This window comes from Streptomyces sp. NPDC037203, assembly GCF_055605065.1.
The window spans coordinates 47114-62594 of sequence record NZ_JBVJUC010000012.1 but is presented as its reverse complement, the minus strand read 5'-3'; the positions used below and the strand labels follow the sequence as shown (position 1 = coordinate 62594).

12 protein-coding genes are annotated in these 15481 nt (G+C 71.5%); 3 read left to right on the top strand and 9 right to left on the bottom strand.

What is annotated here, in order from left to right; translation table 11 throughout:
• Positions 1 to 40 precede the first annotated feature (40 nt).
• Positions 41 to 1321 (bottom strand): MFS transporter, encoded by a 1281-nt coding sequence (locus tag ACZ7EC_RS27410; RefSeq protein ID WP_471066665.1) that lies wholly within the window; start codon positions 1319 to 1321, stop codon positions 41 to 43.
• Between the two features lie 328 nt (positions 1322 to 1649).
• On the opposite strand from ACZ7EC_RS27410, the gene ACZ7EC_RS27405 reads away from it, so the two are divergent.
• The 3 genes from ACZ7EC_RS27405 (at position 1650) to ACZ7EC_RS27395 (ending at position 5314) form a co-directional block, all read left to right on the top strand.
• The gene (locus ACZ7EC_RS27405; RefSeq protein ID WP_471066663.1) at positions 1650 to 1904 is read left to right on the top strand and encodes an acyl carrier protein; all 255 of its coding nucleotides are present in this window, start codon (positions 1650 to 1652) and stop codon (positions 1902 to 1904) included.
• On the top strand, positions 1901 to 3523 hold the full coding sequence (locus ACZ7EC_RS27400; RefSeq protein ID WP_471066661.1) for an HAD-IIIC family phosphatase: 1623 nt from the start codon (positions 1901 to 1903) through the stop codon (positions 3521 to 3523). Before ACZ7EC_RS27405 ends, ACZ7EC_RS27400 begins: the two co-directional genes overlap by 4 nt.
• Positions 3524 to 3682: 159 nt before the next feature.
• A complete protein-coding gene (locus tag ACZ7EC_RS27395) occupies positions 3683 to 5314 on the top strand; it encodes an outer membrane protein assembly factor BamB family protein (protein ID WP_471066659.1) in 1632 nt (543 codons plus the stop codon).
• 73 nt (positions 5315 to 5387) lie between these two features.
• On the opposite strand, the gene rfbB is transcribed toward ACZ7EC_RS27395, so the two are convergent.
• From rfbB to ACZ7EC_RS27355, 8 genes are all read right to left on the bottom strand, one after another.
• Positions 5388 to 6374: a dTDP-glucose 4,6-dehydratase gene (gene rfbB / locus ACZ7EC_RS27390; protein ID WP_037663520.1), complete on the bottom strand. Its 987-nt coding sequence runs from the start codon at positions 6372 to 6374 to the stop codon at positions 5388 to 5390.
• Between the two features lie 13 nt (positions 6375 to 6387).
• On the bottom strand, positions 6388 to 7179 hold the full coding sequence (locus tag ACZ7EC_RS27385; RefSeq protein WP_471066658.1) for a thioesterase II family protein: 792 nt from the start codon (positions 7177 to 7179) through the stop codon (positions 6388 to 6390).
• Complete coding sequence (locus ACZ7EC_RS27380) at positions 7176 to 8396, bottom strand: cytochrome P450 family protein (RefSeq protein WP_471066657.1); 1221 nt, start codon at positions 8394 to 8396, stop codon at positions 7176 to 7178. The genes ACZ7EC_RS27385 and ACZ7EC_RS27380 overlap by 4 nt, the downstream gene beginning before the upstream one ends.
• Positions 8397 to 8429: 33 nt before the next feature.
• Positions 8430 to 9665, bottom strand: coding sequence for a class I SAM-dependent methyltransferase (locus ACZ7EC_RS27375; RefSeq protein WP_471066655.1), 1236 nt, complete (start codon positions 9663 to 9665; stop codon positions 8430 to 8432).
• A gap of 14 nt (positions 9666 to 9679) precedes the next feature.
• Complete coding sequence (locus ACZ7EC_RS27370) at positions 9680 to 10492, bottom strand: SAM-dependent methyltransferase (protein ID WP_471066653.1); 813 nt, start codon at positions 10490 to 10492, stop codon at positions 9680 to 9682.
• A 52-nt stretch (positions 10493 to 10544) separates the two neighbouring features.
• Positions 10545 to 11552 carry an aldo/keto reductase gene (locus ACZ7EC_RS27365; protein WP_471066652.1) on the bottom strand — a complete coding sequence of 336 codons (1008 nt, stop codon included), beginning with the start codon at positions 11550 to 11552 and terminating at the stop codon, positions 10545 to 10547.
• Between the two features lie 44 nt (positions 11553 to 11596).
• Positions 11597 to 14038: a glycoside hydrolase family 3 C-terminal domain-containing protein gene (locus tag ACZ7EC_RS27360; RefSeq protein ID WP_471066650.1), complete on the bottom strand. Its 2442-nt coding sequence runs from the start codon at positions 14036 to 14038 to the stop codon at positions 11597 to 11599.
• A 165-nt stretch (positions 14039 to 14203) separates the two neighbouring features.
• Positions 14204 to 15481, bottom strand: a complete 1278-nt coding sequence (locus ACZ7EC_RS27355) for an activator-dependent family glycosyltransferase (protein WP_359382791.1) — start codon at positions 15479 to 15481, stop codon at positions 14204 to 14206.

Sequence of the window (15481 nt, the reverse complement as noted above, 5' to 3'; positions counted from 1 at the left end):
CGGCACCGGGCCTCGTGGCGCCGGCGGCCGGCGGGGGACGTCAGAGTGCGGAGGTCCGGTCCGGGTCGTCCGCGTTCTCCTCCTGCGCCTCCTTGGCGGAACCGCCGGCGCTCCGGCCCGCCACGGCGGACAGCACGAAGGCGAGGAAGGCGAAGGCCGCGGCGGAGAAGACGGGCACCGAGCTGGAGCCGCTGACGGCGCCGAAGACGACGCCGGACGCGCCCGCGGAGATGGCCGCGATGGCACCGGCCGTGCCCATGACGGAGCCCTGGTGGCTGTCGTCGACGGCGCCCGACATCATGCCCACCAGACCGCTGTAGGAGATGCCGTAGGTGGCCGCGCCGACCAGGCACAGCACGTAGAGCACGGCCTTCGAGCCGGTCAGCGCGGTGCCGGCGATGCAGACGGTCATCACCGCCAGCGCTCCGGCCACCGCGATGCGCGGCTTGAGGTACTTCATCGACAGCGGCACGAGCGACAGGAAGGCCGCCGCGAGGCCCACGCCGACCACCGAGATGAGGTTGGTGACCGCGCGCTGGTCGAAGCCCTGGTTCGCCGTCAGGTACAGGCCGATGAACTGGAAGAAGGCCGTCCAGCCCAGGGACATCAGGAGCAGGGCGCCGCAGAGCACCCGGACGCCGGGGAAGGCGAAGGACTCCATCAGGTGTTTGACCGGGTTCGGGAAGGCCATGCGCCCGGCGGGCCGGGGGGCCGGCTCCTCGCGGTAGGTCAGCAGCAGGATCAGCAGGTTGAGCACGGTGACACCGGCGACGAAGACGAACGGCGTCCGGAGGCTGAACCAGGAGACCAGGCTGGAGTCGCTGAGGTATCCGCCGATGAGCGGGCCCACCACGTACCCGGTGGAGACGCAGAACATGATCAGGCCGATGACGTTCACCCGGCGTTCCTTCGGCGTCACGTCCAGGATGGCCGCCTGGGCGACCGGCAGGCTGCCGGAGAACAGGCCGCCGACCACCCGGCCGACGACGAACAGGGTGACGTCCCGGCGCACCAGCGCGGTGATCGTCAGCGCGTAGCCCAGGGCCAGCCCCAGCAGACACAGCGTCAGCGTCTTCTTGCGGCGGAAGTGGTCCGACAGCGAGCCCAGCAGCGGGGCACCGAGGAACATCGCCAGCGAATAGCTTCCGATGGCGAGCCCGTAAAACAGGTCGCGCGTACTGGTTTCAGCGCTCCGCATGATGCCGATATGGGCGTCGTAGGAGATGGGAATCAGCACCGGAATGATGAGGCTGACACTCAGGTTGTCGATCAGGATGATGAAGTAAAGGGGGATGAGACTGGCCAACCCGTTTTTACGCATGATTGCTTTCTCGACTCCTGGCAGACCGGTGGGGGGTAAACGACCGCGGGCGGGCATCCTAACGCACCTGGAATCGCGCGGGGTTGACGGATTGCGCCGCCGGCGCCCGATCAACCGGCGCTCCAGCGAACGTACTTGACCGACCGCGACCGCCATCGTGCACGCTACACCGAAGAACTCGAACAGGTACGATCCCGATTCCATCGCGCCGCGTGAGACGAGCGGCCTCCAGGCCTGTATCCGGCCATCGGGTTTCGGCCGTCTGCCTGCTTCACATTTTCCGCCGTATGCGTTGGCCGGTCACGGCCGGAACGAGGGTGCTCTCGAGATGGAAGCGAACGAACTGAAGGCTGTGGAAGGCACGGTGCTGGAAGCCTGGTGTGGTGTCCTGGGCCTGGACACGGTCGCCCCGGACGTCCCCTTCGCCGCGCTGGGCGGCGACTCGATGCGCGCCGTGCGCGTGCTGTCGCGGCTGTGGCGCGAACTGGGCGTGGAACTGCCCGTGCACGCGCTCGGCAACGACACCACCGCCGCCGAACTCGCCACGGCCGTCCACGCCCGCCTGAACGGCCAGGCCGCATGAGCGAGGCGAGGAGCGCGGGCGTCGCCCTCGCCGCGACCTTCACCTCGGACGGGCTCAGGGACGCCCTGGCCCGGCGGCTGCGGGAGAGCGGGCGCGAGATCCAGGCGGCGCCGTACGGCCAGCTGGTGGAGCCGATGCTGGACCCGGACAGCGTGCTGCTGACCCACGCCGGGGTGAACCTGCTGCTGGTGCGGGCCGAGGACCTGTACCGGGGCGCCGCGCACCCCTCGGCCGGCGACCGGCTGCTGGACGAGCTGCTCTCGGTGCTGTCCGCCGCCCCCACCCGCAGCGCGGCCACCTGGCTGGTGGCGCTGACCCCGCCGTCGCCGGGCGCCCTCGCCGACCCGGCCGCCGCCCGGTGGATCGAGACCGCCGCCCGGCGGATCGCCGGGGCCGTCGAGCCGCTGCCCGGTGTGCATCTCGTCCCGCTCGACGACCTCGCGGAGCGCTACGAGGTACCGGAGACGCACGACGAGTACGCCGACCGCATCGCCCATCTCCCCTACACCGACGCGTACTTCGAGGCGCTGGCCGACTGGCTGGTGCGGCTGGCCGCCACCACGTGGCACCGGCCCCGCAAGGTCGTGGTGCTCGACTGCGACAACACCCTGTGGACCGGGGTGTGCGGTGAGGACGGACCGCTCGGGGTGGAGATCGGTCCGGGGCGGCGCAAGGTGCAGGAGTTCATGCTGGACCAGCGCGCCCGCGGAAAGCTGCTGTGCCTGTGCAGCCGCAACGAGGAGGCGGACGTGCGGGCCGTGTTCGCCGGCAACCCCGGCATGGCCCTGGCCATGGAGGACGTCACCGCCCACCGGATCGGCTGGCAGCCCAAGGCCCAGTACCTGGCCGAGCTCTCCGCCGAGCTGGGACTCGCGCTGAACTCGTTCGTCTTCGTGGACGACGACGCCGTCGAATGCGCCTCGGTGCGCGCGCAGCTGCCCGAGGTCGCCGTGGTGGAGCTGACCCGCGACGACGACGCGGCGGCGCGCCAACTGGCCCGTGAGACGGCCTTCGACCAGCTCACGGTGACCGACGAGGACCGGCTGCGGGCCGACTGGTACGGAGCCGAGCCGCAGCGCCGGGAGCTGGAGCGGTCGGTCGCGGACTACGAGGAGTTCCTGGCCCGCTGCGCCATCGAGGTCACGATGACCCGGCTGACCGACGCCGCGCTGGACCGGGCCGCCCAACTGACCTCCCGCACCACGCAGTTCACCCTCGCGGGCACCGCCTTCACGGTGCCCGAGCTGCGGCGGCTGCTCGACGAGGGCGGACAGGGCTGGACGGTGCGGGTCAGCGACGTCTTCGGCGACTACGGCACCGTCGGGCTCGTCCTGGCACGGGCCGACGGCGGCGTGCTCGACGTGCCCGTCTTCCTGCTCAGCTGCCGCGTCCTCAACCGCCAGGTGGAGACACGCATGCTGCGGATGCTGGGCGAGAAGGCCCGCGCGGCCGGCTGCCGCACCATGCGGCTCCCCTACCGGCCCACCCGGCGCAACGCACCCGCGCGCCGGTTCCTCCAGCAGATCTCCGGCAGCGCCATCGGCGCCGAGGACGCCTGCGGCGTCGTCGAGGTGCGGGTCGCCGACTGGCGCGACGCACCCGTGACGGCCACACCCTGAGCGCGCTCCCCGCGCGCCCCATCACACGCGGCCGGCGATCCGGCCGGCCGGCCACTCCGGGGCGCACCGCGCCGCGGGCCGAGGTCCGGGAGCCCCGAGACGGCTCCCGGCCCCGTCCCGTGCCGCCCGCCCCCTACCGAGGGAACGAGGAATCACCCCATGAGCACCAGGACCAGTCCACGGTCCGCACCGCGGCCGAGGCCGTGGCGGCGGCTGGCCGCCGCGGCGGCCGGCTGCGCCGCCCTCCTGCTGGCCACGGTCACGCCCGCCGCCACCGGCGCCCCCGCCACCGGCGCCGGGCCCGCCGCGGCCCGGCGCGTGCCCGTGCAGCCCGAGTGGGCCAGCGCGGGGCAGAACAACCACAACACCCGCAACGCCGCCACCGAGCACACCATCGGCCCGCGGAACGTCGGCACGCTGGCGCCGAAGTGGGTCTTCACCGCCGACGGCGACATCTCCGCCACCCCCACCGTCGTGCACGGCACCGTGTACGTGCCCGACTGGGGCGGCAAGCTGTGGGCGGTCGACGCCGACAGCGGCAAGGCGGTCTGGTCGCACAGCATCGCCGAGTACGACGGCGTCGAGGGACACATGTCCCGGACCAGCCCGGCGTACTGGCAGGGCAGCCTGTACCTCGGCACCGGCACGCTGACGACGACCGCGCTGAAAAGCGCGTACATCATCTCCGTCGACGCCAGGACCGGCGCCAAGCAGTGGATGACCAAGGTCGACGACGATCCGACGGCCGTCGTCACCTCCTCCCCCACGGTGGACGACGGGGTCGTCTACGTGGGCGTGTCCTCCAAGGCGTCGACCCTCCACGACGCGCCGGGATTCCGTGGCTCGGTGATGGCGCTCGACGCGCACACCGGCAAAATCCTGTGGAAGACCTACACCATCCCCGAGGGCTACACCGGCGCCTCGGTGTGGGGCAGCCAGCCCGTGGTCGACCACAAGACCGGCCTGGTGTTCGTCGGTACGGGCAACAACTACACCTCGCCGCCCGGAGTCTGCCTCAACCCGAAGCAGACCGACTGCACCCCGCCCGCCGAGGACGACCACTTCGACAGCGTGCTCGCGCTGGACCTGAAGACCGGCCGGATCAGGTGGTCGCACCACACGCTGACCGCCGACACCTGGATGATGTACCAGCAGAACCAGGCGCCCGACTTCGACTTCGGCTCCGCCCCGAACCTCTACACCACCGAGATCGACGGCAAGCCGAAGGAACTGCTCGGCATAGGCCAGAAGAGTGGCGTCTACTACACACTCGAACCGGCCACCGGCAAGGTCGTGTGGCAGACCCAGGTCGGTCCGGGCGGCGCGCTGGGCGGCATCCAGTGGGGCTCGGCCACCGACGGCAAGCGCATCTACGTCGGCATCGGCAACGGTGACCACCTGCCCTGGACCATCACCGCGGCCGACGGCACCAAGTCCACGGTGGACAGCGGCTTCTTCGCCGCGGTCGACGCCGCCACCGGCAAGATCGAGTGGCAGACCGCCGACCCGCAGGGCAAGGCCGGCAAGTGGCTGGACGACTCCTTCATCACCCATGCCAACGGCGTGATGTACGCGGGTTCCTCCGCCCCGAGCGGCACCAACATGTACGCGCTGGACGCCGACACCGGCAAGATCCTGTGGGACTACGCCAGCGGCGGCTCCGTCTGGGGCGGCGCGGCCGTGGTCGACGGCAGCGTGTACTGGGGCTCCGGCTACTACATCTCCAATGTGGGCGAGGGTCTGAGCGGCCACAACAACAAGCTCTACCGCTTCACCCCCGACGGCCGCTGACCTGCGGCCCACGGCATGGGAAACGGCCCGGACAGCGACTGTCCGGGCCGTTTCGCGACCGTGTGCGGCGGCCTCAGACCGCGACCGCCGGCGTACGGCGCAGCGGCTTCCACCACTGCGGGTTGTCGCGGTACCACTCGACCGTGCGGGCCAGGCCGTCCCGGAAGGGGACGCGCGGGGCGTATCCCAGCTCCCGGATCCTGCTGTCGTCGACGCAGTAGCGGCGGTCGTGGCCCGGCCGGTCGGGCACGTGGACGATCCGCTCCGGATCGGCCCCGCACTCCGCGAGCAGCAGGCGGGTCAGTTCGAGGTTGGTCAGCTCCTCGCCGCCGCCGATGTTGTACGCCTGACCCGCCCTGCCCTTCTCCAGCACCAGCTGCACGCCCCGGCAGTGGTCGTCCACGTGCAGCCAGTCCCGGACGTTCAGGCCGTCCCCGTACAGCGGCACCCGCTCGCCCTCCAGCAGGTTGGTCACGAACAGCGGGATGAGCTTCTCGGGGTACTGGCGGGGGCCGTAGTTGTTGCTGCACCGGGTCACGCTCACGTCCATCCCGTACGTACGGGCGTAGGCGCGCGCCAGGATGTCGGCCCCGGCCTTGGAGGCGGCGTAGGGCGAGTTCGCCAGCAGGGCGCAGTCCTCGGTCCAGGAGCCCGACTCGATCGATCCGTACACCTCGTCGGTGGAGATGTGCACGAACCGGGGCACCCGCGCGGCACGCGCCGCGGACAGCAGGGCCTGGGTGCCGAGGACGTTGGTGCGCACGAAGTCGTCCGCACCGGCGATCGAGCGGTCCACATGGCTCTCCGCGGCGAAGTTGACCACCGCGTCGTGCCCCGGCACGAGGTCGGCGAGCAGCTCCGTGTCGCAGATGTCGCCCTGCACGAAGGTCAGGTCCGGGTGGCCCCGCACCTCGGCGAGGTTGGCGGGATTGCCCGCGTAGGTGAGCTTGTCCAGTGCCGTGATCCGCACTTCGCCGGCCTCGCCGTAGGCTCCGGCGAGCACGTTGCGCACATAGGTCGACCCGATGAATCCGGCGGCGCCGGTGACGAGCAAACGCACGGGCTTCCCTTTCTCAAGTGTCGGTCGCACGGGACAGGGCGGCTTGCGGCGTACGCAGCCCGAGATCGGTCAGAACGGCCGACGCCACCTCGGTGGCACGGTCCTCCAGATAGAAGTGGCCTCCGCCGAAGACCCGTGAGCGCCCCGGTACGACCGCCAGCCGGAGCCAGCCGAGCGCCTGCTCGGGGGTGCACAGGGGGTCGTCCGTGCCGGTGAGCGCCGTGACCGGGCACCGCAGCGCGGGCCCCTCCCGCCAGGTGTAGGACTTCAGGGCCGCGTAGTCGGCGCGCAGCGCGGGCAGCGCCAGGGCCTGCACCTCGGGGTCGTCGAGCGCGTCGCCGCCGCCGAGCCTGCGGACCTCGGCCAGCAGGGCGGCATCGCCGTCCAGGCCGTCGGTCGGCCCCGGCCCGGCCGTCGGCGCGCAGCGCGCGGACACGAACAGCCGGTGCGGGGTGCTGCCGCGGCGGTCCAGGCGCCGGGCCGTCTCGTAGGCGACGAGCGCCCCCAGACTGTGGCCGAACAGGGCGTACGGCGCCGCGTCCGGCGTGTCGAGCGCGGCCAGCACCGCGGTGATCCGGTCCGCCAGTTCGTCCAGCCGGGGCACCGGCGGCTCGTGCCGCCGGTCCTGCCGGCCCGGATACTGCACGGCCAGGACCTCGGCCTCCGGGCCCAGGGCGCGGGCGAGGGAGCGGTAGCTGCTCGCGGCGCCCCCGGCGTGCGGGAAGCAGACGAGCCGCATCGCCCCGTCGCCCGGCGGCCCGAACCGCCGCAGCCAGGTCCCGGCCGCGGCGTCGGCGTCGTTCATCGCCCCAGCCTCACGGGAAGGCTCTCGATGCCGCGCAGGAAGGACCGGCGCCAGCGCACCTGCTCCGCCGGGATCGCGAGGTCCAGGCCGGGGAAGCGGTTCAGCAGGGCGCGCAGCGCGATCTCGCCCTCCAGCCGGGCCAGCGGGCCGCCCACGCAGAAGTGGATGCCGTGGCCGAAGGAGAGGTGTCCGCTAGTGTCGCGGGTGACGTCGAACCGCTCGGGGTCGGGGAACCGGCGGGGGTCGCGGTTGGCCGCGGCGCCCGCGATGAGCACGGTGCTGTGCGCGGGGATGTGCACACCGCCGATCTCGACGGGTTCGAGCGTTCCGCGGGTGGTGATCTCGGCGGGGCCGAGGAAGCGCAGCGCCTCGTCCACGGCGTTCGGGACGAGCGACGGGTCCGCGCGGACCTTGGCCAGTTCGCCGGGGTGGGTGAGGAGCAGGTAGGTGGCCATGGCGATGAGGCTCACCGAGGTCTCGAATCCGGCGATGAGCAGGATCAGCACCACCGAGGCGAGTTCGTCGGTGCTGAGCCGGTCCTCGTCCTCGTCGTGGACGTGGATGAGCGCCGAGAGAAGGTCGGAGCCGGGGTCGGCGCGGCGGCGGTCGACGAGTTCGAGGATGAAGCCGACCAGGGCGCGGGCGGCGTGCTCGCGCTGCTCCACCCGGTCGGCGTCGATCACCAGGAACTCGTTGCTCCACCGGCCGAAATCGCCCTGGTAGCGCTCCTCGACGCCGAGCAGCTCGCTGATCACGGTGATGGGCAGCGGGTAGGCGAAGCGCTCGACCAGGTCGGTCTCCCGCTCGCCGGCGAGGCCGTCGAGCAGGTGCTCGGCGAGCTGCGCGACCCGCGTGCGCATGGACTCCACCCGGCGTGCGGTGAACTCCCGTGAGACCAGCCGCCGCAGCCGGGTGTGGGCCGGCGGGTCGTTGCTGCCCATGTTGTTGGCGAAGTACGGCCGGACGTCCTCGGGAATCCCGTGGTAGGTGGGCAGTTCCACGCCGGGCGGCTGCTTCTTGAAGTCGTTGCTGAGCCGCAGGTCGCCCAGGGCGGCCTTGGCCTCGGCGTGCCGGGTGATCAGGAAGGCCTCCCGGCCGATGAAGCTCACCTTGCTCACCGGTTCGCGCTCGCGCAGCGCGGCGTAGGTCTCGTACTGGTCGATGTGGAAGAGATCGCTGTCCAGGCTGGGGACAGCGGTGTGCGCGTCAGTCGTCACTGCGGTTTCCCTTTCCGTCGGGTGGCGGCACGGTCAGGCGGTCACCGCGGTGAGCGCGGGCATCGGGAAGACGAGCTTGCCGCCGCCCCGGAGGTAGGCCTGCTCGCGCTCGACGAATCCCTCGCGGTGGATCCAGGGCAGGACGAGCAGCTGGTCGGGGCGGAGCGCCTTGGCCTCCTCCTCGGACACGATCGGGATGTTGCTGCCGGGGGTGAAGCGGCCCGCCTTCTCCTCGCTGACCTCGCCGATGCAGGGCAGGTCGGCGGCGGTGATGCCGCAGTACTGGAGGGTCACATTGCCCTTGGTCGACGCGCCGTACCCGCAGGTGAGCAGGCCGGCCGCGCGGGAGTCGTCGAGGAACCCCCGCAGGTCGTCGCGCTGTTGGCGCACCCGGCGGGCGAACGCCTCGTAGGGGGCCATGGTGTCGAGGGCCGCCGCGGCCTCGCGCTCGCGCAGCGCGACCAGCGAGGCCTCGTCGCGCGGATGGCGGTCCGGGTTCTTGGCGAGGGTCACATAGAGACTGCCGCCGTACACGTCGGTGACCTCGGCCCGCAGCACGGTGAAGCCCACCTTCGCGGCCATCCACTCGATCTGCTGGAAGCCGTAGTACTCCAGGTGCTCGTGGCACACCACGTCGTAGGCGTTGGCCTCCAGCATGGACGGCATGTAGCTCTGCTCGGTCATCCAGACGCCGTCCTCGTCGAGGATCGTGTGGATGTCCTGCATGAACCGCAGCGGGTCCGGGAGGTCGTAGAACATGCCGGTCGTCGTGACGACCTTGGCGCGCTGCTTGCCGTACCGCGCGGTGAAGGCCTCGGCGGTGAAGAAGTCCGCGATCAGTTCGGCGGGCGGGTAGTGCTCGCGGAACTTCTCGCCCGAGGGGTCGATGCCGACCAGGCGCAGTCCCTCGACGGGGTACTGGTGCAGCAGCGTGCCGTCGTTGCTGCCGATGTCGACGACCACGTCGCCGGCCTGGAGGTTGGTGAGTTCGGCGGCGGCGACGGCCTTGCCCCGCAGGTGGTTGACCATGAACGGCCGGATGCCCGGCCGGTATCCGTAGCCGTCGCCGTACATCAGGCCGAGGTCCGGGGTGTGCCGCAGCTGGAGCAGGCCGCAGCCCGCGGGCGAGCACTTGACCAGTTCCAGCGGGACCGCGGGCACCTTCTCGTCGGGGCTCTTGGGGAAGACGCAGGTCAGCGCCTGCTCCCCCAGGTCGAGGACCGGTAGCAGTTCGTGATTGCCGCAGACACGGCACTGGGTGATGACCATCTTCTGCCCGTTTCTCAGTCGGTGGTGACCGTGGCGAGGAGGTAGCCGTAGGCCTTGGGGACCCGCACGCCGTCCACCATCCGCGCGAACTCCTCGGGGCCGGTCATGGCGATGACGTCGTCCTTGCGCGCCAGCAGGTCGGCGGCCACGCTCTCCCGCACCGCCGGCGGGGCCAGGGTGTGGGCGGTGATGTCGGTGAACTCGCGCACGACGAGTCCGGCGCTTTCGATGACGGCGCGGTAGTCGGCCATCTCCGGGGTGGTGATGATGTCCTGGAAGGTCAGCTCGGTGTCGGGCTGGCTGAACATGTCGGCGAGGACCAGGGTGGCGCCCGGCCGCAGGACGCGCTTGATCTCGCGCAGCACCTTTTCCTTGTCCGGCATGTGGATCAGCGACTCGAAGGCCCAGCCGCCGTCGAACGACGCGTCGGGGAAGGGGAGTTCGGCGGCGTCGGCGTGCCGGAAGCTCACCCGGTCGGCCAGGCCGAAGTCGCGCGCCCGCTCGCCCGCGCGGCCGACCTGGTAGGCGCTGATGGAGACGCCGACGACCTCGACGTCGGCCGTGCGGGCGAGCCGGAAGGCCGGCTCGCCGACGCCGCAGCCCACGTCCAGGATGCGCTGGCCCGGCGCGGGCGCCAGCCGTGCGATCAGCTGGTCGGTGAGCTGGTCGGTGGCCTTCTCGATGGGGGCGTCGTCGGCCTCGTCGTGCCAGTAGCCGACGTGCAGGTTGTCGCCCCAGATCTCCCTGAAGACCTCGGTGAAGTTGTCGTAGAAATCGACGACCTTGTCCTCGACCCGGTCCTCGGGTGCCTGTGCTCCGGAAGTCATGCGGTTCGTCCCTTCGTTTCTTGGTCGCGCTGGTGGGGCCGGGTGGTGGGGGTCAGTGGGCCCATGCCTCGGGTGCCGGGCCGCCCTGGCCGACCGGCGGGAAGATGCGGTCGAGTGCGGCGAGTTCGGCGCCGCCGAGGCGCAGGCGGGTGGCGCGCAGCGCGGAGTCGAGGTGCCCGGTGGTGCGCGGTCCGATGACGGCGCCGGTGACGCCCGGCCGCGACAGCACCCAGGACAGGCCGACCTCCGCGGGGTGGTGGCCGATGCCGCGGCAGAACGCTTCGTACTCCTCGATGGCGGGGCGGAGCGCGGGCAGCAGGGTCTGGGCCCGCCCCTGGGCGGACTTGACGGCCGTGCCGGAACGCAGCTTGTCCAGTACGCCGCTGAGGAGGCCGCCGTGCAGCGGCGACCAGGCGACGGCCGCGAGGCCGTGGTGGCGGGCGGCGGGCAGGACCTCCAGTTCGGCGTGGCGTACCGCCAGGTTGTACAGGCACTGCTCGGAGGCCAGGCCGAGCGAGCCGCGGCGCCGGGCGCTCGCCTGCGCCTCGGATATGTGCCATCCGGCGAAGTTGGAGGAGCCGACGTAGCAGATCTTGCCGCTCGCCACCAGGCGGTCCATGGCCTGCCATACCTCGTCCCACGGCGCGGCGCGGTCGATGTGGTGCATCTGGTAGAGGTCGATGCACTCCACGCCCAGCCGGCGCAGGGACTGTTCGCAGGCGGTGACGATGTGGCGGGCGGACAGGCCGCCGTCGTTGACCCGTTCGCTCATCTCCCCGCCGACCTTGGTCGCGAGGACGACCCTGTCGCGGCGTCCGCCGCCTCGGGCCAGCCAGCGTCCGACGAGTTCCTCGGTGTGTCCCTTGTGGACGCGCCATCCGTAGATGTCGGCGGTGTCCACGCAGTTGATCCCGCGGTCGAGGGCCTCGTCCATGAGGCGCAGGGCGTCCTCGTCGGTGACGCGGCCGCTGAAGTTGACGGTGCCGAGCCACAGCCGGCTCACCCGCGTGGCCAGGCGTCCGAGCCGTACGTACGGGTCCGGTTCCGCGGTGTCGGTCATGGCTTCCTGCTCCGGTCGGGCCTGGTCTGCGGACACGATCCCCCCTACCGGCCGGGCCGGTCGGTCTGCGCGGTCGCGGTCAGCCGGATCCGGTCCGAGGAGGAGCCGACGAGGACGCGGCGCTCGCCGCCCGCGAGTTTCCAGGCGCCGCCCGAGGTGTCCCAGTACTGGAGGGCGCGTTCGGCCACGTGGATGCGCACGCGCCGGGACTCGCCGGGGTCCAGTGCCACCTTCCGGTAGCCGGCCAGGGCCTTGTCGGCCTGGTCGAGCGCGAGGCGCGGGCTGGGCCCGAGGTAGACCTGCACGACGTCGCTGCCCGGCCTGTCGCCGGTGTTGCGCACGGTCACGTCGACGTCGAGTCCGTCCGCCGTGCGGGTGACGGACTCGTCCTCGTACGCGAAGGACGTGTAGGACAGGCCGAAGCCGAACGGGAAGAGAGGCTTGACGCCCTCGTGGTCGTACCAGCGGTATCCGCTGTAGATGCCTTCGGAGTAGTGCACGACGCCGTCCACGCCGGGATAGCGTGCGGGGTCGCCGGCGACGGGGGTGGCCTGGTCGGAGGCGGGGAAGGTCTGGCTGAGCCGGCCGCCCGGTTCGGCGTCGCCGAACAGCAGGTCGGCGGTGGCCTCCGCACCGGCCTGGCCGGGGTACCACATGTCGAGCACGGCACGGGTCTTGTCGAGCCAGGGCATGGTGACGGACGAGCCGGTGTTCAGGACGACGACCGTACGGGGGTTGGCGGCCGTGACGGCCTTGATCAGCTCGTCCTGGTAGCCGGGCAGGGACAGGGAGGTGCGGTCGCTGCCCTCGGCGCCGTCGTCGTAGGCGAAGACCACCGCGGTGGTGGCCTTGCGGGCGGTCTCCACTGCCTGGTCGATCGCCTCCTGTGCCCTGGCCGGGGTCACCCAGCTCAGGTCCAGCGTCATCGGCTGGTCGACGAGCGCCCCGCCGCTGATCTTGACGGTGTGCGTGCCGGCGCTCAGCCGCAGCGGGACGCTGGTGAGCTTGCCGAACACCTCGCCGAAGCTGACGGGATCGCCGCCGTCGATCTGGAGGGAGCCGTTGCCGCCGGTCACGCGGGCCGCGATGCGGTAGAGGCCCGCCTTGTCCACGGTCAGCCTGCCGTCGTAGACGACGCCGCTGCGGGCCGGTTGCAGGACCGTGCCGCCGGAGAACGGCGGTTCGAAGGCGGCGGCCGGGATCGGCTCGCCCTCGACGTCCTCGCCCTCGGCGTAGGAGACCTGCGCGCCCCGGCCCAGCTTCGCGGTGATGGCGTCCAGCGGGGCGGTGGCCGTGTCGGGGACGATGTAGGAGCTGCCGAGGCCCGTCACCTTGGGGGTCTTGGCCGTCGGTCCGATCACCGCGAGGTGGTCCGTGGCGGCGGCGTCCAGCGGCAGCATGCGGTCCTGGTTGCGCAGCAGCACCGCGCCGGACTCGGCGACCTGCCTGGCCACGCGGGTGCCGCCCGCGAGGTCGCGCTGGGGCCGCGGCGGCTTGTTCTCGGCCAGCAGGCCGAAGCGGTCCATCTGGCCGAGGATGCGGCGCACCGACCGGTCGAGGACCGACACGGGGATGGTGCCGTCCGTGATGGCCTTCTTCAGGGTGTCGCCGAAGTACTTGCCGCCGGGGACCTGCCCGCCGGGCGGGATGGCGGTGGTCGAGTCGATGCCGAGTTCCTGGTCGAGTCCCTTGGTGATGGCGTCGGTGCTGTGCGTGGCCAGCCAGTCGGAGGTGACGAAGCCCTGGAAGTGCAGCTGCTCGCGGAGGATGCCGGTCAGCAACGTGTCGCTGCCGCAGGCGGGTTCGCCGTCGACGCGGGGGTAGGCGCACATCACCGCGGCGGCCCCGGCGCCGACGGCGGCCTCGAAGCCGGGGAGTTCCGTCTCGTGCAGCGTGCGGTCGTCCACCTCGACGTCCACGCCCATGCGGTTGTTCTCCTGGGTGTTGGCGGCGTAGTGCTTGACCGTCGCCATCAGGCCCTGGCTCTGGATGCCGGTGACCTCGGCGGCCGCCGTGCGCCCGGTGAGGAGCGGGTCCTCGCTGAACGTCTCGAAGTTCCGCCCGGCCTGCGGCACCCGGATGTCGTTGACCATCGGGGCGAACAGGACGTCCATGCCGAACGCGCGGCCCTCGCGGCCCAGTACCTGCCCGTACTTCTCGGCGAGGCCGTCGTCGAAGGACGAGGCGAGGCTGACGGGCGCGGGCATGGCCAGCGACGGGCGGTGGATCGTGACGCCCGCGGGCCCGTCACTGGCGCGCACCTCCGGGATGTCCAGGCGGGGTACGCCCGGCAGGTAGACGAGGGCCGTGGGGTCCGTCGTGGAGTAGTCCCAGTGCACGAACGAGAGCTTCTCGTCCAGCGTCATCTGGTCGACGAGGCGATCGACGCGGCTTTCCCCGGTACCGGAGGACGCCGGTGCGGAACCCAGATTGAGCAGCGCCAGCACCGTCAGAAATACGGAGGGCACCCATATTCGTCGTTTCATTTCTCTCTTCCCGGCAGGTGGTGTCTCCGTAGCCAAGAATTCCGGCGCACAGACGCCTCGGTATCCGCAGCGACCGTAGCAAGGCCGCCAGTTGCCCCTCAAGGCTTCTCGATCCGAACTCGACCCCGTTGCGAGGCAGTTGCGAGGAACCCAGGAAATTCCTGCTCAGGGGCGGTGCAGGCGCCGTTCGGCGGTCATCTTCTCCAGAACCGCGACGACTTCGGTAGGCGCCGGCTCGGACAGAATCTCGTCCCTTACTTTCGCCGCGCCCTCGCGGAATTCCGCCTCTTCCAGAACACGGACGACGCTTTCCCGGAACCGGTCGGCCGTCAGTTCCGCGAGCGGCACCGCGAGGCCCATGCCGCTGTCCACCGTCCCGCGGGCCCGCAGGTCGGTGTCCCAGCCGACGGGCATCATGACCTGCGGCACGCCGTGGATCGCCGCGGTGTGCCAGGTGCCCGGCCCGCCGTGGTGGACGACCGCGTCGCAGGTGGGCAGCAGGGCGTGCATGGGGACGAAGTCGACCGCGCGGACGTTGTCCGGGACGTGCGCCACCGATTCGAGCTGGTGGGCGTCGAGCGTGGCGACGAACTCGGCGTCGATGCCGGCGACGGCGTCCAGGATCTGGTCGGTGGTGATGACCTCCACCCCGCTGTCGCGTCCCGAGACGCCCAGGGTGAGGGCCACCCGGCGCCGGGCGGGCGGCTCGTGCAGCCACTCCGGTACGACGGAGGGGCCGTTGTAGTCGACGTAGCGCATCCCCACGGTCGGCAGGCCCAGGTCCAGGCGCATGCTCGCCGGTACCGGGTCGATGGTCCACTGGCCGGTGGCCAGCTCCTCGTCGAAGCCCCGGCCGGTCGCCACCCCGTGGCGGTCCAGGTGCCATTCGACCCACTCCGCGAAGGGGTCCTCCCGGTGCTCCGGCTCCTGCCGGTCCCGCAGGTCCAGGAAGGCCCGGCGGGACTTGGTGACGACGTCCGGGCCCCACAGCAGCCGGGCGTGGGCCGCTCCGGTCACCCTGGCCGCGATCGGGGCGGCGAAGGTCAGCGGCTCCCAGATCAGCAGGTCCGGCTGCCAGGAACGGCAGAAGTCGACCATCCCGTCGATCAGCGAGTCGGGGGTCATCAGCCCGTAGAGGTTGGGGGTGAGGGCGGTCTGCATGCCCAGCACGTGGTTCCAGCCCGCGTTCTGGAGTCCCGCGTCGGTGAAGTCCAGCGACCGCACGTACTTGATCATGTCCTCGCCGACGGCGCTCATGTGCCCGACGAGGTCGACGTCCTCGCCCACGGGCACCGCGGTCAGACCGGCGGCGGTGGTGATGTCCGTCAGCCCCGGTGAGCCGACGACCCGCACCTCGTGGCCGGCCGCGCGGCAGGCCCAGGCGAGCGGGACGAGCGGGTAGAAGTGGGTCTTGCTCGTCATGGCGGAGAAGACGATGCGCAT